The organism is Limosilactobacillus portuensis, assembly GCF_028607025.1.
Lineage (GTDB): Bacteria > Bacillota > Bacilli > Lactobacillales > Lactobacillaceae > Limosilactobacillus > Limosilactobacillus portuensis.
In genome coordinates this window covers 332,559-347,793 of the sequence record NZ_CP117296.1, presented here as the reverse complement: position 1 = coordinate 347,793, position 15,235 = coordinate 332,559, and the positions used below count along the sequence as shown (strand labels likewise).

The window sequence follows — 15,235 nt, the reverse complement described above, 5'->3', positions numbered from 1 at the left end:
AATTCTCCTCTCCACTTCATCATTAATCTTCCATAAAGGTTACTTTACCATCCGCTAATGACTTAATCCGTGCTAGTGATTCAACGCGAATGCCCCGATCCTTTAACTCTTGCGCACCAGGTTGGAAACTCTTCTCAATAACAATTCCGGCACCAGCAACGTCAACCCCGGCTTGATCAGCAATTTCCAGCATTCCTTCAACCGCTTGACCATTAGCTAAGAAGTCGTCAATCATTAAAATCTTATCATTAGCATCGACATACTTTTTAGAAATTGAAATTCGGTTAGTAGTCTTTTTAGTATAAGAATAAACATCTGCGGTATACATATTTTGATTCAGAGTTAAACTCTTATGCTTCCGGGCGAAAATTACAGGAACTTTAAGTTCTAATCCTGTCATTACAGCAGGGGCAATCCCTGATGATTCAACCGTCCAAACCTTAGTGATTCCCTCATCTGCAAACAATTTTGCAAACTCTTGACCAACTTTAAGCATTAATTCTGGATCAACCTGATGATTAAGAAAAGCATCCACTTTCAAAACATTTCCTGGAAGAACCGTTCCGTATTGTTCAATCTTCTCTTGTAATTCTCTCATAATATAAACCCCTCTTGATTATTTATCATAATTATATAACTTATACGTTTGAATGACTGAAATAAGCTTCTTAGCATAGTCTGGATCGGTAGCGTAGCCAGATTGCTGCAGAGCTTTTGCTGCCTCTTCATAATTAGCAGCCTTAACAACTCGATCATAATTCTGCCGATTCATATCAGTTCCCTGAAGCATTAGCCGGGTATGATCCTTAATCGATTCATCCCAACTACTATAAACACGAAAACGGTCCTTAATGACAATCCATTTACCACCAGTATATTCTTTAGTTGTCATAACTTTTGAATTAGCACCAGTTCCCTTAATTCCGAAAAGATTATGATACTGAGTAGCTAATTTACTGGTACCCCAATTAGATTCAAGGATCGCCTGAGCAATCGTAATTGACGCATAAACATGGTATGTATTCTGCATTGCTTGAGCCTCTGGAGCTACCTGCTTAATAAACAACTCTTTAGCTTCACGGTCCCGTTTCAATGCAGCCTGTTCGATGCGTTGTTGGTTCCATATTCGGTAAAAGTGATGACCAACGTAGACGCCTAGGAACAATATAACAATAACCAATAGCCACACAAAAATGCTTCCCTGTGATCTTTTCTTCCTCGTTCTTCTCCGCCGCCGTTTTGCCAAAAGCTATGCCTCCCTTATTTTCACTACTAACTATTGATTGTAGCAAAATAAGCCTTGTTTGGGAGAATATTTTAGTATTTTAAATTTAAAAATAAGAAAAGGGCTGGAATTTTATCCAACCCCCGTTAGTTAATATGATTGAAATTTGCTCCTCAAAAACTCGCTAGTCTTCCGCAAATTCTTCACTGAGTTACGATCACTCATTCTAGTGGAATTGCATCCCACCATCAACAATGATCGTCTGTCCAGTAATGTAATTTGAATCAGGGCCAGCTAAGAAGCCAACAGCATTGGCAACATCTTCTGGTTCAGAGAGCCGTTTTAAAGCAATGTTCTTAGCAAATGTCTGCATTCCCCATTCATCACTCTTACCAGCATTCTTTCCTACTTGGTGGGCAATATCAAACATCATTGGTGTCTTAACAATTCCTGGAGCGTATGCGTTAACAGTAATGCCTTCATCAGCCAAATCACGAGCGGCTACTTGGGTAATTCCCCGAATAGCGAACTTAGTACCAGAATAAAGTGCTAAGTTTGGATTACCGACAACCCCAGCTTGTGAGGTGGCATTGATGATCTTTCCACCGTGACCTAACTTATTAAATGCTTGGTGTGCAGCTTGGATTCCCCAAAGAACACCCCCAACATTTACTCCATAAACCTTTTCGAATTGTTCAGGAGTAATTGTATCAATTGGCGTAGTTGGACCAAGGCCAGCATTATTAACAACTACATTTAAATCACCAAAATGATCAACAGTCTTCTTAACCGCAGCGAATACAGCATCACGATCAGAAACATCCGCAACGATTGGTAAAGCTTCACCACCCTTTTCTTCCAGTTCCTTAGCAGTTTCCTGTAGTTTATTTTCTTCAAGGGCAACTAAAGCAACGGAAAAGCCATCGTTAACTAACCGTTCTGCAATTGCCTTACCAATACCTTGACTACCACCAGTAACTAAAGCAACACGTTTTGCCATAATTTAGCCTCCTTATATTAGTAAGCGGTTACAACAACTATATTATACGTCTTTTAAATTAAAGATAAAAGAAATACGATTGTGTATGTGTATAAAAAAAGAAGTTGGACAAAAATCCAACTTCTTTTTTGGAAGCGATAAATCGAATATTAACGCTTACTAAATTGAGCAGCCTTACGAGCCTTCTTAAGACCTGGCTTACGACGTTCCTTCATACGAGGGTCACGAGTCAAGAGACCGGCCTTCTTCAAAGCGTCACGGAAGTCAGGGTCAACTGCGAGTAATGCACGGGCGATACCGTGACGTACTGCACCAGCTTGACCAGAGAAACCACCACCATTAACGTTAGCTAAAACATCGTATTGACCGTCAGTCTTAGTAACGTTAAATGGTTGGTTAACAATAGCACGTAAGTTGGCAAATGGAATGTAGTCTTCAATTGCCTTGCCGTTCATTGTAATCTTACCAGAACCTGGTACTAAGCGAACACGCGCAGTAGCGTCTTTACGCCGACCAGTACCACTGTATTGAACTTGTTGAGCCAATTCCATTCCCTCCTTAAATTAAGTTAGTAATATCGAGTGCTTCAAGCTTTTGTGCTGCATGACTGTGATCTTCACCAGCGTATACATGAAGCTTTAAGCCCATCTTACGACCAAGAGAGTTGTGTGGAAGCATACCCTTGATTGAGTGTTCCAATAACTTCTCAGGTTCCTTAGCACGGAAGTCACCAGCAGTCCGTTGCTTCAAACCACCAGCGTAGTCTGAGTGACGGTAGTAAATCTTGTCAGTAGCTTTCTTACCAGTTAACTTAACTTGCGCAGCGTTGATAACAATAACATTGTCACCAGTATCAACGTGTGGAGTGTATGTTGGCTTGTTCTTACCACGCAAAATTGATGCGACGACAGCAGAAAGACGACCCATTGGGACATCCTTTGCATCGACAACGTACCACTTGCGATCAACTTCACCAGGTTTTGCGATGTATGTCGTTCTCACGATTAAGTCCTCCAATTTTGTTTTTCTTTTACATATAATAGTGTACCGAGTTATTAGATGGAAAAGAAATACCAAGTGCTAGTATACCTTGTTACAACCACTTCGTCAATCACTTTCCCGATCATTCCCGTAATCTACTGAAACTAAATATAGGCCGCTTGCGGGAGCAGTCATCCGAGCTTGTGTCCGATCTTTAGCTGCTAATACACGTTTAACATCATCAACAGGTCGTTGCTTACTGCCTATTTCTAAAAGGAAAGCCACCATAATGCGAATTTGATTATAGAGAAAACCATTCCCAGTAAAATCAAAAACAACCTCATTTCGCAGTTCATCTCGTTTAATATCTATTTTATAAACAGTTCGGACGTTGCTTTTAGCTTGACTCCCTGAGGCTACAAAACTAGTAAAATCATGCTCGCCAATAAAGTCTTTAGCGGCTTTTCGCATTAACGTTAAATCCAATGGATATTTAAAATGTGCTGTATAGTTTCGCTTAAAGGGATTAACAAATTCTCCTTGATCCACTCGGTAACGGTAAGTTTTATTATGCGCACTATACCGGGCATGAAAATCGTTATCTACTAATTCTGCTTTTTTTATCAGAATATCAAGCGGCAAAATACTATTTAATGCCTTGCGCATTGATTCATTACTCAGGCGGTATGGAATATCAAAATGCGCAACCTGATTTAAGGCATGAACCCCAGCATCAGTTCTCCCTGATCCAATTACTGGAATTTCAGGGATTGGATGCTTAGCAATCTTGTTAACCGCATTTTTTAAAACCTGCTCTACCGTTCTCTTATGCGGCTGAATTTGAAAGCCGGAAAAATTTGATCCATCGTAAGCAAATGTTATTTTGTAACGATACACAATAAAAACTCTCCTCGCTAAATTAAGTTTAAAATTTCAATTCCAACATCAGCCATAAGCATCAATAATAATGCAACGGTATCTCCTTTGTGCCAGGATAACTGACGATATTGAGTTCGTGGACGCTCTAATGAATATCCCCGCGCTTCCATTGCCGTTGCTAAGTCTTCCGAATGCTGAAACGAATTTACAAATAATGGGATGATAATTGGAATAAGGTGCTTTAGCCTCGTTATTAAGTTTCCTTGGTGGAAATCCATTCCCCGTGACCGCTGAGCATTCATAATTATCTTAATATCTGCCATAATTGTCGGAACAAATCTTAATGCAATTGATAACATCAGGGAAATCTTATCTACCGGAACTCTTAACCATTTTAACGGAAAAATTAACCAGGAAAATGCTCCAGCTAACTGCAGAGTTGGCGTGGTTACCGTGAGAATCGTGGATGCTGTAATAATTACCGTAAACCGATAAAAGATTAAAAATGCATTCTTTATTCCGTCACTTGTTATCGAAATCCAGCCATAATGCCAATACATCTGACCGCCGCTACTGAATAGGACCTGTAGACAAACAGTTATTAGGATCACAATTAAAAATGGCTTTATCCCTGTCCAATACATCCGAAGAGGAACCCGGCTTATAATCAGCGTAATTAGCAAAACAAATGATATCCAAATCGCTGGCCATAAATGATTAGCAAAAAAAACACTGATAACATACCAAATACAAAGAATTAATTTAGTCCGGGCATCTAAACGATGAATTGGTGAATTTAGCGGAACATAGCTTCCAAAGACAACCATGTTACCCATTTGCCATTCCCCCATTCTTTAATCGTTCAATCAGGTTTGCAGACAGTTCATCCAATGATAGAGGCAATCCGCTCAAACCAATTTCCCGGGAAATTTGAATGCTTTTAGGAGCCAACAAGTCACTCTTCTTTAACAATTGCTGACTACTAAAAAATTCTTGTGGACTACCATCAAACGTAATCTGCCCATCGTGAAGTGCAACAATTTGGGTTACTAATGATGTAACCATTTCTAAGTAATGAGTAATCATAATAATGGTAACTCCACGTTGGTTTAATTCTTTAATAATGTTGAGTAACCGTTGAACAGCCAAGGAATCAAGGCCAACTGCGGGTTCATCTAAAATTAAAACTTCAGGATTCATTGCCAGTACTCCAGCAATTGCAACTCGTCGTTTTTGTCCACCAGATAGTGAAAAAGGAGATTGTTTAAGAATCGTCGGTGATAATTGAACGGTTTCTAACGCCTTCATAATTGACTTATTTATTTTTTTCTGAGGCCAACCAAGATTCTGTGGCCCAAACGCTAAATCATCACGAACAGTTTGCGCAAATAGTTGGCGCTCAGGAAATTGAAAAACAAAACCAATTTTTTGGCGAAATAGCTCCTGTTCTCTTTTGGATGTTTGATTATTAATTAACCGTCCATTGACGACTACCTGTCCTGATGTTGGAAGAGTCAAGGCATCAATTAAGTTGACCAGAGTTGATTTACCACTGCCAGTTTGGCCAACCAACACAGTAAATGCTCCATCCGCAATCTTTAAATTAATATTACGCAGTGCTTGATGAGCGAGAGGCGTCGTTGGCTGGTAAATAAAGTTAACATTCCTTAATTCAATTTTTGCTTTAACCATCGAACCATTTCCCCCGTTGTTATGTATTCTTGAGGAGCCTTTATTCCTGCATGGATTAACTCCTCTCTAATTTGCTCACCAGCTGCTGGTGTCAGTTGAAGCTTTCTTAATAATTGATGATTTGATAAAACCTTTTTAGTAACATCATTTGCTACTACTTTACCTTGATCAAGGATCAAAATATGATCAGCCAGTTCTGCTTCATTAAGATCGTGAGTAATCATGATGATTGTATACCCCCCATCATGATGAAGAGTTTCTAGTAGCTTCATAATTGATTCTCTTCCCACTGGATCAAGCATGCTAGTAGCCTCATCAAAGATAATTATTTTAGGCTTTACTGCTAACACTCCCGCAATAGCAATTCGTTGTTTTTGACCACCAGAAAGATCAGCAATTAAACTATCTTCATAATCAATCATTCCAACACTCTTTAAAGCTTGCTTAATGATCGTCGGCATTTCTTCCGGAGCAACATTATAATTTTCTAAACCGAAAGCAACATCTTCAGCAACCGTTGAGCCAACAAATTGATTTTCTGGATTTTGGAAAACCATTCCCACCAGCTTATGAACTGTTTCTAAATGCTGTTCATTTACCTCTAAATCATCAATCAGAATTTTCCCTTTATTTGGCTGAAGGAGCCCATTAAGAAGGCGAACAATCGTACTCTTCCCACTTCCATTATGTCCAACAACCGCGATCCACTTATTTACTGGCAAGACAAAAGATTGATTATCTATTAGCACCTTATCAGAATCAGGATATTTAAATGTGACATGGTTAAATTTAATCTCTTGCATCTTTTTTATCCTTTACATTAATACCTTTTATTTTAACAGAGAAAGTAAAAGAATTTAAAAATAAAAAATCACTTACCAGAGAAGTGCACGGTTAATCCGCATTCAAGCTAGACTAGGGAATAATCCCACCATCATAACACTCTATACTTCAATGATAGTGATTCTTTATTACGTATTAATAAACTCTGATTAACGAAATGTTAGTCAACGAATTCTAAGATAACCATCTTAGCACCGTCACCACGACGAGGCATAGTCTTCAAAATCCGTGTGTAACCACCATTACGTTCAGCATACTTAGGTGCTAATTCTTCAAATAAGTTTTGAAGAGCAGATTGAATACGGATGTTGTCGCCATCTTCCTTAACATCAGCAACGACATTCCGAACAAAAGCAGCTGCCTTACGACGTGAAGCTAAATCGCCACGCTTTGCAAGGGTAATCATTTGATCAGCAGTCTTACGAACTTCCTTAGCACGAGCTTCGGTAGTAGTAATCCGACCATTAACAATTAAATCAGTAGTTAAATCACGTAATAAAGCCTTACGTTGTGAACTTGTACGTCCTAATTTACGGTAACTCATGAAGTTGTCCCTCCTTTTCCATTGGTTTGATTAATTAATCATCTTGACGGAATGAAACGCCGAGATCGTTTAATTTCAACTTAATTTCTTCAAGTGACTTTTGGCCTAAGTTCCGTACCTTCATCATGTCAGCTTCGGTCCGATCAGTCAATTCCTTAACGGTATTGATACCCGCACGCTTGAGACAGTTGTATGAACGAACTGATAGATCAAGTTCTTCAATTGTCATTTCAAGCATCTTTTCTTTATGGGTTTCTTCCTTTTCGACCATCACTTGTGCATTTTGAGCCTCTTCAGTAAGGTTAACAAACATTGCCAAGTGTTCGGTTAAAATTTTAGCACCCAAGCTAACAGCTTCAGTCGGTGTTAATGAACCATCAGTCCAAACATCTAAGGTTAGCTTATCGTAATCATTACGTTGACCAACCCGAGCATTTTCAACTGTGTAGTTAACACGTTCAATCGGGGTATAAATGGAGTCAATTGGCAATACACCAATTGCGAGATCATCCATTCGAGCTTTGTTATCATTTGCAGAAAAGTAACCACGACCCTTGTCAGCAGTCATCTTAATGTGCAGTTCGGCACCATCTGCAACGGTAGCAATGTACAAGTCAGGGTTAAGAACCTCAACTTCACCATCGCCTTGAATATCACCGGCGGTAACTTCAGCAGGACCTTTAACATCAATCTCAAGATCCTTTTGTTCTTCTGAATCCAGTTTTAGAGAAACTTTCTTCAGGTTCAAAATGATTTGAGTTACATCTTCAGTAACACCTTCAACAGTACTGAATTCATGTAAAACACCATCAATTTGAATACTAGTGATGGCAGCACCAGGTAATGATGCCAGTAAAACTCGTCTTAATGAATTACCAAGTGTAGTTCCATAACCACGTTCGAGCGGTTCAACAACGAACTTACCGTAGCTATCAGTTTCTTCAACCTTGTGAATGTTTGGCTTTTCAAATTCGATCATTCTATCTCTGTACCCCTTTCAAACGCAGTTCGTATTTTAGACTAAAAGGCCATTGATGGATTCGTAACTCCAGCAATGTCAATTAAACACGACGACGCTTTGGAGGACGAGAACCATTATGAGGAACTGGAGTCACATCACGAATAGCAGTGACTTCCAAACCAGTTGCTTGAAGAGCACGGATAGCTGATTCACGACCAGAACCTGGACCCTTAACTTCAACTTCAACGGTCTTCATGCCATGTTCCATAGCTTGCTTAGCAGCAGCTTCTGAAGCCATTTGAGCAGCGAAAGGAGTTGACTTCCGTGAACCCTTAAAGCCCAATACACCAGCTGATGACCAAGCAACAGCGTTACCTTGAACATCAGTAATCATGATCAAAGTGTTGTTAAATGTTGAGTGAATGTGAGCAACACCGGTTTCAACATTCTTTTTTGCACGACGCTTACGCGTACCTTTTTTGGTTGCCATATTAAGTACTAACCTCCTTTATATTAAAATAGATTACTTCTTCTTGTTAGCAATAGTAACTGCCTTACCCTTACGAGTACGTGCATTGTTCTTAGTGTGTTGACCACGAACTGGTAAACCACGACGGTGACGCATTCCACGGTATGAACCAATTTCTTGGAGCCGCTTAATGTTCAAAGTAACTTCACGACGTAAGTCACCTTCTACTTGGTATTGGTCAACTTGAGTACGGATTTGTTCTTCTTGTTCAGGAGTTAAATCACGAACACGAATATCTTCAGAAACACCAGCGTCCTTCAAAATCTTTTGAGCACGTGTGTTACCAATTCCGTAAATGTATGTTAAGCCGATTACGATTCGCTTGTCACGAGGTAAATCGACACCTGCGATACGAGCCATTTATTTACACCTCCATCCTTATTTAAATAAATTACTTACCTTGACGTTGCTTGTGCTTTGGATTAGCAGAGCAAATAACCATAACACGTCCGTGACGCTTTACGATCTTGCAGTGTTCGCACATCCGCTTGACTGATGGTCTTACTTTCATTTTATTAATCCTCCTAGAGAGTTACTGTTTAATTACTACTTAAACCGGAAGGTAATCCGACCCTTGGTCAAATCATATGGTGACATTTCAACCTTAACACGGTCACCAGGTAAAATCTTAATGTAATGCATCCGGATCTTACCAGAAACGTGTGCTAAAATTTCAGCACCATTTTCCAATTCAACTTTAAACATCGCATTAGGTAAGGTTTCAGTAATCTTACCTTCAACTTCAATCACATCGGCTTTTGCCACAATTGGTTCCTCCTTGCATAACCAAGAAATGACGTAAAAACGGTGGAAAACGACATCATTTCCCACTGTAAGCTATATAAACCTTACAAAGTTTAGCATAACTATGTAAACTTCGCAAGGTTTAACAGCTTAAAGGTTATCTAATACCCTTTTAACATCTTCATAAACCTTGTCAATGTCTTGTTGACCATCGATTGTGTACAAAACACCTTTCTTTTGGTAGTAGTCTACCAGTGGTGTATTTAACTTGATGTTAACATCTAACCGATTCTTTACGGTTTCAGGTTTATCATCATCACGTTGATAAAAATCATGATGACCACAAACATCACAAGTACCTTCAACCTTAGGTGGGTTGTATACTCGGTGATAAGTTGCACCACAATTACGACAGATAAATCGACCACTTAGTCGTTCTACCAATACATCTGGTTCGACGTGAATATTGATAACCGCATCTAGTTGTCGATTACTTTCAGCCAACATCTTATCCAATGCTGCTGCTTGGTTAAGATTACGTGGGAAGCCATCTAACATGAAGCCTTTTGCCGTATCATCTTTCGAAAGACGTTCCTTAACAATACCATTGGTAACTTCATCAGGAACAAGTTCTCCCTTATCGATGTACTTCTTTGCCTCAATTCCCATTGGCGTTTCATTCTTAATTGCTGCCCGGAAAATATCTCCGGTAGAAATGTGAGGAATATCAAAATCCTCAACAATCTTTTGAGCTTGTGTACCTTTACCGGCACCAGGCAAACCCATTAAAACAAGATTCATTGTCATTATACCTCTCCTCCTTCTGGTCTTGGTCCACGAATAAATCCAATATATTCACGTTTCATTGTCAAACCAGTTAATTGACGGACAACGTCAAGAGCAATTTGAACAATAATCAGTAAACTAGTACCACCTAATCCAATTGATTGACTTAGGTTCCATACATTGCTGGCTACTAATGGAATTAATGAAATCAATCCCAAGAAAAGTGAACCAACAGTACTTAATCGCATTAATAATGCTGAAATATATTGCTGAGTACCCTTTCCAGGACGAACTCCTGAAATATAACTCCCTTGTTTTTGCAAGTTTTCCGCAAGCTTTTCTGGATTGACTTGAACAAAGGCATAGAAGAAGGTAAATACAACAATTAAGAAAATATATAATGTAATTCCTGGTCCAGACTGCATGTTAAATATTGTAGATAACACTTGGTACCAGGTATCTCCACCATGATTTTGTTGGAATGCCATTAAGATTGTTTGCGGTGTAGAAATGAATGAACCAGCAAAAATAACCGGAATAACACCAGAAACGTTAATCTTTAATGGTAAGTAACTACTAGCAGGTGAAGTGGTAGTCCGTCGAGTATACTGAATTGGTAAGCGTCGTTCAGCCTGTTGTACCCAAGTAACAAAAGCAACAATGATAATCAATGCAATTATTACTAAGGCAACAAAACCGATTCCCATCCAAAGTGCCGATCCAGATTCACCAGCAATTTGGTCTTGCCATAGTTGGTAAATACCACCTGGCATCTGAGCAACAATACCAGCGAAGATTAGCATGGAAACCCCATTTCCTAATCCTCGCTCAGTAATCATATCACCCATCCAAGTTGCAAACATTGTCCCTGCAGTTAGAATTAATCCAATTGTCAAGTATGTTGTAACATTTGGATGATTGACAAGCTTTATCGAGCTTAAAGCATTAAAACCTGCTGTAATCCCGATTGACTGAATAAATCCGAGAACAATTGTCAGCCATCGGGTTGCTTGATTCAACTTTCGCCGACCAACTTCACCTTGTTTACTCCATTCAACAAATCGTGGAACAATATCCATTTGTAGTAATTGAACAACAATTTGTGCAGTGATGTATGGAGAAACACCCATCGCAAATAGTGAGTAATTTTCTAGTCCACCACCACTAAAGGTATTAAGGATTGAAGCCAATCCAGTCGATGAAATTTCCTGCAAAGCAGCAGCATTAACACCAGGAACTGTGATCGCCGCCCCAATCCGGTAAACAATTAATACAAATAATGTAAAGAATATTTTTTTACGAATATCCTTAACCTTAAATGCATTTTTGACGGCTGTAAACAATTACATCACCTCAGTTTTACCGCCAACAGCTTCGATAGCTGACACTGCTGAAGCAGAAAACTTATTAGCCTTAACAGTTAACTTCTTAGTAAGCTTACCGTTACCAAGAACCTTAACACCGCTCTTCAAGTTCTTAACAATGCCGCTTTCCATCAATAATTGTGGAGTAACTTCAGTACCATCTTCAAACCGATCTAAAGTACTTAAGTTAACAATAGCATATTCCTTACGGTTAATATTAGTGAAACCACGCTTTGGAATTTGCCGGTAGAGTGGCATTTGACCCCCTTCAAAGCCTAAACGTGTCTTACCATGAGCCTTTTGACCCTTAGTACCACGTCCAGAAGTAAAACCATGACCTGATGAAAGGCCACGACCCTTACGAAGACGCTTTGAACGAGAACCTGCAGCAGGTTTTAATTCGTTTAACTTCATTTAGTAGGCACCTCCTTATTATTTAGTTGTAATTACTTAACTTCTTCAATAGAAACTAAGTGAGCAATCTTAAAGATTTGGCCACGTGTTGCAGCGTTATCTGGTAAGATAACAGAACTGTTAATCTTACCAAGACCCAAAGCCTTAACAGTCCGGCGTTGAGTTGGCTGACGGTGGGCAACACTGTGGATTAAAGTAACTTTAACTTGAGCCATAATTAGTGCCCTCCTTATTCTGCTAAGTGGTCTACAGAAACGCCACGAAGTTTAGCAACTTCTTCAGCGCTCTTTAATTGCTTCAAACCTTCGAATGTTGCACGAACAACGTTAACAGGAGTGTTTGAACCAAGACGCTTTGAAGTAACATCGGCTACACCAGCAAGGTCCATAACGTTACGAACCGCACCACCGGCAGCAACCCCGGAACCTTCAACGGCTGGCTTCAACATAATCTTTCCACCACCGTATGTACCGATAACTTCGTGTGGAATAGTAGTACCAACGATAGGAACAGTGATCAGGTTCTTTTCAGCAGCAGCTTGAGCCTTACGAATAGCTTCAGGAACTTCTTGAGCCTTACCAGTACCAAAACCAACATGGCCCTTACGATCGCCGACAATTACTAAAGCGGCAAAACGCATCCGACGACCACCCTTAACAACCTTGGTAATCCGGTTGATGGCAACAACTTGATCGTCTAAGTCCAACTTTGCTGGATCAATGAATTCTGATGATGTCATTGCAGGTTATTCCTCCTTTTCCTTAGAATTTAAGTCCGTTTTCACGAGCAGCTTCAGCTAATGCTTGAACACGACCATGGTAAAGGTATCCACCACGATCAAAAACAACATTAGTGATGTTCTTTGCAGCAGCACGCTTGGCAATTAATTCACCAACACCACTAGCTTGTTCAGTCTTGCTCTTTCCACTAACTTCACTGTCAATTGTGGAGGCACTTGCGAGCGTCACACCCTTTACGTCATCAATTAATTGAGCGTAAATGTTTTTGTTTGAACGGTAAACACTTAAGCGTGGGCGCTCCGCAGTACCAGAAATCTTACCGCGAACGCGCATATGACGACGTTGACGGATCTTATTCTTATCTGGTTTAGAAATCACAACAGTCACCTCTTAATATAAAATATAGTTTAATTTGTCGATAATAACTAATTAGTAACCAAATATTACTTACCAGTCTTACCTTCCTTACGAATAATGTGTTCGTTTTCGTAACGAATACCCTTACCCTTGTATGGTTCAGGTGAACGAACGGCACGAACTAAAGCAGCAAAATCACCAAGGTGTTGCTTGTTGATTGAGCTTAATTCAATAGTAGTGTTGTCAGGAACCTTAATATCAACATCTTCAGGCTTGTCCATTTCAACTGGTTGTGAGTAACCAACAGTCAAAATAAGCTTGTTACCCTTAAATTGAGCACGGTAACCAACACCGACAAGCTTCAAGGTCTTACTAAATCCATTAACAACACCTTCAACCATGTTGTTGACGTTTGCACGGGTTGTTCCGTGAACCATCTTAACTTGGTTGCTATCTTCATCACGATCAAATTTTACAACGTTGCCTTCAACGCTCATCTTGATCAATGGTGAAATTTCGCGACTTAAAGTACCCTTAGGACCCTTTACAGTCACAACATTACCTTGTTGAGAAATTTCTACACCTTCTGGTAGATCAATTTCCTTGTAACCAATACGACTCATGCTTGCACCTCCTAACTTAATTTAATTAATTACCAAATGTAGGCGATAACTTCGCCACCAATTTTCTTGGCGCGAGCAACCTTGTCAGTCACAACACCCTCAGATGTTGAGATAATGGCAATCCCTAATCCGTTGAGAACCTTTGGCACTGCGTCAGCCTTAACGTATGTACGAAGACCAGGCTTAGAAATCCGCTTTAATCCGGAAATAACCCGTTGACCATCGTTACCATACTTTAAGAAGACACGAATGATGCCTTGCTTGTTATCGTCAACGTATTCAACATCGCGAATGAAACCTTCATTCTTTAAGATTTCGGCGATGTCCTTCTTCATCTTTGATGCAGGTGCTTCTACTGATTCGTGTTGAGCCATATTAGCGTTACGAATACGAGTTAAGAAATCTGCGATTGGATCACTCATAGACATCGATGTTTTCCTCCTTTGTCGGTGATTTGTTTACCAGCTAGCCTTCTTTAAACCAGGAATTTGTCCCTTGTGGGCAAGTTCTCGTAAGCAAAGCCGGCATAAGTGGAATTTACGGTAAACTGAGTGCGGACGTCCACAACGTGCACAACGTGTGTATTCACGACTTGAGAACTTAGCTGGACGGTTGCACTTAGCAATCATTGATTTTTTAGCCAATTTGTGGAACCTCCTTTATTTAGCGAACGGCATACCAAGTTGAGCCAATAATTCGTGTGATTCTTCATCAGTTTGTGCAGTTGTAACAATAACAACATCCAAACCACGAACACGGTTAACCTTATCAAAATCAATTTCAGGGAAGATTAATTGTTCACGAATACCTAAGGTGTAGTTACCACGGCCATCAAATGACTTGTTGCTTACACCATGGAAATCACGAACACGAGGTAATGAAACATTAATCAACTTATCCAAGAAATCATACATGCGTTCACCACGTAAAGTGACCTTGGCACCAATTGACATTCCTTCACGAAGACGGAAGCCGGCGATTGACTTCTTAGCCTTAGTAATTAAAGGCTTTTGTCCAGAAATCAATCCCAATTCTTCAACGGCTTCATCAAGGTTCTTTGAGTTGGTAGTAGCGTCACCAACACCCATGTTTAAGACAATCTTGTCAATCTTAGGTGCTTGCATGATTGATGAATAGTTAAACTTTTCAATCAATGCTGGACGGATTTCACTTTCGTACTTAGCTTTCAAACGATTTTCCATTGGAAGTTATTCCTCCTTTCGTAATTAATTTTAGTCGATAGTCTTGCCAGATTTCTTGGCAAAACGAACCTTCTTACCATCAACGAACTTGAAACCAACACGGGTTGGTTCGTTAGTAGAAGGATCAATCAGCATAACATTTGAAGCACTGATAGCAGCTTCAGTATCAATAACTCCACCATTAGGGTTTGAGTTACTTGGCTTTTGGTGTTTCTTAACCATGTTAATGCCTTCAACGATCACACGGTTTGCAGAAGCAATGGTCTTTTTAACAGTACCTTCCTTGCCCTTGTCCTTACCGGCGATAACGCGAACTTTGTCACCTGTTTTAATGAACATGTTGATAGTGCA

Annotated in this window: 26 protein-coding genes; all 26 read right to left on the bottom strand. The window is 39.8% G+C overall.

All coding sequences use genetic code 11. From position 1 onward, the window contains the following. Positions 1-22: 22 nt before the first annotated feature. On the bottom strand, positions 23-598 hold the full coding sequence (locus PRK60_RS01620) for a xanthine phosphoribosyltransferase (protein WP_102168773.1): 576 nt from the start codon (positions 596-598) through the stop codon (positions 23-25). 18 nt (positions 599-616) lie between these two features. Continuing rightward, positions 617-1,246, bottom strand: a complete 630-nt coding sequence (locus PRK60_RS01615) for a glycoside hydrolase family 73 protein (RefSeq protein WP_040530818.1) — start codon at positions 1,244-1,246, stop codon at positions 617-619. Positions 1,247-1,451: 205 nt separating this feature from the next. Next, complete coding sequence (locus PRK60_RS01610; protein WP_003716686.1) at positions 1,452-2,225, bottom strand: (S)-acetoin forming diacetyl reductase; 774 nt, start codon at positions 2,223-2,225, stop codon at positions 1,452-1,454. A 149-nt stretch (positions 2,226-2,374) separates the two neighbouring features. Continuing rightward, positions 2,375-2,776 carry a 30S ribosomal protein S9 gene (gene rpsI / locus PRK60_RS01605; RefSeq protein ID WP_056974559.1) on the bottom strand — a complete coding sequence of 134 codons (402 nt, stop codon included), beginning with the start codon at positions 2,774-2,776 and terminating at the stop codon, positions 2,375-2,377. 7 nt (positions 2,777-2,783) lie between these two features. Beyond that, positions 2,784-3,227 carry a 50S ribosomal protein L13 gene (gene rplM, locus PRK60_RS01600; protein WP_273646179.1) on the bottom strand — a complete coding sequence of 148 codons (444 nt, stop codon included), beginning with the start codon at positions 3,225-3,227 and terminating at the stop codon, positions 2,784-2,786. Positions 3,228-3,332: 105 nt separating this feature from the next. Then, entirely contained in the window at positions 3,333-4,103 is a 771-nt protein-coding gene (gene truA, locus PRK60_RS01595; protein ID WP_102168775.1) for a tRNA pseudouridine(38-40) synthase TruA, read from the bottom strand. A 17-nt stretch (positions 4,104-4,120) separates the two neighbouring features. Continuing rightward, positions 4,121-4,921 carry an energy-coupling factor transporter transmembrane component T family protein gene (locus PRK60_RS01590; protein ID WP_191912986.1) on the bottom strand — a complete coding sequence of 267 codons (801 nt, stop codon included), beginning with the start codon at positions 4,919-4,921 and terminating at the stop codon, positions 4,121-4,123. Further along, positions 4,914-5,777 carry an ATP-binding cassette domain-containing protein gene (locus PRK60_RS01585; protein WP_102168777.1) on the bottom strand — a complete coding sequence of 288 codons (864 nt, stop codon included), beginning with the start codon at positions 5,775-5,777 and terminating at the stop codon, positions 4,914-4,916. Before PRK60_RS01585 ends, PRK60_RS01590 begins: the two co-directional genes overlap by 8 nt. Then, positions 5,753-6,580 (bottom strand): energy-coupling factor transporter ATPase, encoded by an 828-nt coding sequence (locus PRK60_RS01580; protein WP_102168778.1) that lies wholly within the window; start codon positions 6,578-6,580, stop codon positions 5,753-5,755. The genes PRK60_RS01585 and PRK60_RS01580 overlap by 25 nt, the downstream gene beginning before the upstream one ends. A gap of 200 nt (positions 6,581-6,780) precedes the next feature. Next, the gene (rplQ, locus tag PRK60_RS01575) at positions 6,781-7,164 is read right to left on the bottom strand and encodes a 50S ribosomal protein L17 (protein ID WP_003716678.1); all 384 of its coding nucleotides are present in this window, start codon (positions 7,162-7,164) and stop codon (positions 6,781-6,783) included. 34 nt (positions 7,165-7,198) lie between these two features. Continuing rightward, positions 7,199-8,143 carry a DNA-directed RNA polymerase subunit alpha gene (locus tag PRK60_RS01570; RefSeq protein ID WP_102168780.1) on the bottom strand — a complete coding sequence of 315 codons (945 nt, stop codon included), beginning with the start codon at positions 8,141-8,143 and terminating at the stop codon, positions 7,199-7,201. Positions 8,144-8,225: 82 nt separating this feature from the next. Beyond that, positions 8,226-8,615 (bottom strand): 30S ribosomal protein S11, encoded by a 390-nt coding sequence (gene rpsK / locus PRK60_RS01565; protein ID WP_003716676.1) that lies wholly within the window; start codon positions 8,613-8,615, stop codon positions 8,226-8,228. Between the two features lie 33 nt (positions 8,616-8,648). After that, complete coding sequence (rpsM, locus tag PRK60_RS01560; RefSeq protein WP_003716675.1) at positions 8,649-9,014, bottom strand: 30S ribosomal protein S13; 366 nt, start codon at positions 9,012-9,014, stop codon at positions 8,649-8,651. A 31-nt stretch (positions 9,015-9,045) separates the two neighbouring features. Continuing rightward, positions 9,046-9,165: a 50S ribosomal protein L36 gene (rpmJ, locus tag PRK60_RS01555; RefSeq protein ID WP_003714521.1), complete on the bottom strand. Its 120-nt coding sequence runs from the start codon at positions 9,163-9,165 to the stop codon at positions 9,046-9,048. Between the two features lie 35 nt (positions 9,166-9,200). Continuing rightward, positions 9,201-9,419, bottom strand: coding sequence for a translation initiation factor IF-1 (gene infA / locus PRK60_RS01550; protein ID WP_040530804.1), 219 nt, complete (start codon positions 9,417-9,419; stop codon positions 9,201-9,203). Between the two features lie 129 nt (positions 9,420-9,548). Next, complete coding sequence (locus tag PRK60_RS01545) at positions 9,549-10,199, bottom strand: adenylate kinase (RefSeq protein ID WP_219721772.1); 651 nt, start codon at positions 10,197-10,199, stop codon at positions 9,549-9,551. 5 nt (positions 10,200-10,204) lie between these two features. Further along, entirely contained in the window at positions 10,205-11,527 is a 1,323-nt protein-coding gene (secY, locus tag PRK60_RS01540) for a preprotein translocase subunit SecY (protein ID WP_003716672.1), read from the bottom strand. After that, on the bottom strand, positions 11,528-11,962 hold the full coding sequence (gene rplO, locus PRK60_RS01535) for a 50S ribosomal protein L15 (protein ID WP_270529683.1): 435 nt from the start codon (positions 11,960-11,962) through the stop codon (positions 11,528-11,530). It lies immediately after the preceding gene. Positions 11,963-11,994: 32 nt separating this feature from the next. Continuing rightward, on the bottom strand, positions 11,995-12,177 hold the full coding sequence (gene rpmD / locus PRK60_RS01530; RefSeq protein WP_003716670.1) for a 50S ribosomal protein L30: 183 nt from the start codon (positions 12,175-12,177) through the stop codon (positions 11,995-11,997). Positions 12,178-12,191: 14 nt separating this feature from the next. After that, positions 12,192-12,701 (bottom strand): 30S ribosomal protein S5, encoded by a 510-nt coding sequence (gene rpsE, locus PRK60_RS01525; RefSeq protein ID WP_003716669.1) that lies wholly within the window; start codon positions 12,699-12,701, stop codon positions 12,192-12,194. Between the two features lie 22 nt (positions 12,702-12,723). Continuing rightward, positions 12,724-13,080, bottom strand: a complete 357-nt coding sequence (gene rplR / locus PRK60_RS01520) for a 50S ribosomal protein L18 (RefSeq protein WP_040530802.1) — start codon at positions 13,078-13,080, stop codon at positions 12,724-12,726. Between the two features lie 65 nt (positions 13,081-13,145). Continuing rightward, complete coding sequence (rplF, locus tag PRK60_RS01515; protein WP_102168783.1) at positions 13,146-13,682, bottom strand: 50S ribosomal protein L6; 537 nt, start codon at positions 13,680-13,682, stop codon at positions 13,146-13,148. Between the two features lie 29 nt (positions 13,683-13,711). After that, on the bottom strand, positions 13,712-14,110 hold the full coding sequence (rpsH, locus tag PRK60_RS01510) for a 30S ribosomal protein S8 (protein WP_040530800.1): 399 nt from the start codon (positions 14,108-14,110) through the stop codon (positions 13,712-13,714). Between the two features lie 30 nt (positions 14,111-14,140). Next, positions 14,141-14,326: a type Z 30S ribosomal protein S14 gene (locus PRK60_RS01505; protein WP_003716665.1), complete on the bottom strand. Its 186-nt coding sequence runs from the start codon at positions 14,324-14,326 to the stop codon at positions 14,141-14,143. 15 nt (positions 14,327-14,341) lie between these two features. After that, on the bottom strand, positions 14,342-14,884 hold the full coding sequence (gene rplE, locus PRK60_RS01500; protein WP_003716664.1) for a 50S ribosomal protein L5: 543 nt from the start codon (positions 14,882-14,884) through the stop codon (positions 14,342-14,344). A 30-nt stretch (positions 14,885-14,914) separates the two neighbouring features. Next, positions 14,915-15,223 carry a 50S ribosomal protein L24 gene (rplX, locus tag PRK60_RS01495; RefSeq protein ID WP_003716663.1) on the bottom strand — a complete coding sequence of 103 codons (309 nt, stop codon included), beginning with the start codon at positions 15,221-15,223 and terminating at the stop codon, positions 14,915-14,917. Positions 15,224-15,235: the final 12 nt, after the last annotated feature.

Excerpts from the sequence above, each read along its gene's own strand:
- PRK60_RS01590 (WP_191912986.1), bottom strand. The coding sequence starts at position 4,921 with ATGGGTAACATGGTTGTCTTTGGAAGCTATGTTCCGCTAAATTCACCA.
- PRK60_RS01585 (WP_102168777.1), bottom strand. The coding sequence starts at position 5,777 with ATGGTTAAAGCAAAAATTGAATTAAGGAATGTTAACTTTATTTACCAG.
- rpsE (WP_003716669.1), bottom strand. The coding sequence starts at position 12,701 with ATGACATCATCAGAATTCATTGATCCAGCAAAGTTGGACTTAGACGAT.
- PRK60_RS01545 (WP_219721772.1), bottom strand. The coding sequence starts at position 10,199 with ATGAATCTTGTTTTAATGGGTTTGCCTGGTGCCGGTAAAGGTACACAA.
- PRK60_RS01620 (WP_102168773.1), bottom strand. The coding sequence starts at position 598 with ATGAGAGAATTACAAGAGAAGATTGAACAATACGGAACGGTTCTTCCA.
- rplQ (WP_003716678.1), bottom strand. The coding sequence starts at position 7,164 with ATGAGTTACCGTAAATTAGGACGTACAAGTTCACAACGTAAGGCTTTA.
- rplF (WP_102168783.1), bottom strand. The coding sequence starts at position 13,682 with ATGAGTCGTATTGGTTACAAGGAAATTGATCTACCAGAAGGTGTAGAA.
- rpsM (WP_003716675.1), bottom strand. The coding sequence starts at position 9,014 with ATGGCTCGTATCGCAGGTGTCGATTTACCTCGTGACAAGCGAATCGTA.
- rpsK (WP_003716676.1), bottom strand. The coding sequence starts at position 8,615 with ATGGCAACCAAAAAAGGTACGCGTAAGCGTCGTGCAAAAAAGAATGTT.
- rplE (WP_003716664.1), bottom strand. The coding sequence starts at position 14,884 with ATGGAAAATCGTTTGAAAGCTAAGTACGAAAGTGAAATCCGTCCAGCA.
- rplX (WP_003716663.1), bottom strand. The coding sequence starts at position 15,223 with ATGTTCATTAAAACAGGTGACAAAGTTCGCGTTATCGCCGGTAAGGAC.
- PRK60_RS01580 (WP_102168778.1), bottom strand. The coding sequence starts at position 6,580 with ATGCAAGAGATTAAATTTAACCATGTCACATTTAAATATCCTGATTCT.
- PRK60_RS01610 (WP_003716686.1), bottom strand. The coding sequence starts at position 2,225 with ATGGCAAAACGTGTTGCTTTAGTTACTGGTGGTAGTCAAGGTATTGGT.
- rpsH (WP_040530800.1), bottom strand. The coding sequence starts at position 14,110 with ATGTCTATGAGTGATCCAATCGCAGATTTCTTAACTCGTATTCGTAAC.
- rplO (WP_270529683.1), bottom strand. The coding sequence starts at position 11,962 with ATGAAGTTAAACGAATTAAAACCTGCTGCAGGTTCTCGTTCAAAGCGT.
- PRK60_RS01570 (WP_102168780.1), bottom strand. The coding sequence starts at position 8,143 with ATGATCGAATTTGAAAAGCCAAACATTCACAAGGTTGAAGAAACTGAT.
- rpmJ (WP_003714521.1), bottom strand. The coding sequence starts at position 9,165 with ATGAAAGTAAGACCATCAGTCAAGCGGATGTGCGAACACTGCAAGATC.
- rpsI (WP_056974559.1), bottom strand. The coding sequence starts at position 2,776 with ATGGAATTGGCTCAACAAGTTCAATACAGTGGTACTGGTCGGCGTAAA.
- rpmD (WP_003716670.1), bottom strand. The coding sequence starts at position 12,177 with ATGGCTCAAGTTAAAGTTACTTTAATCCACAGTGTTGCCCACCGTCAG.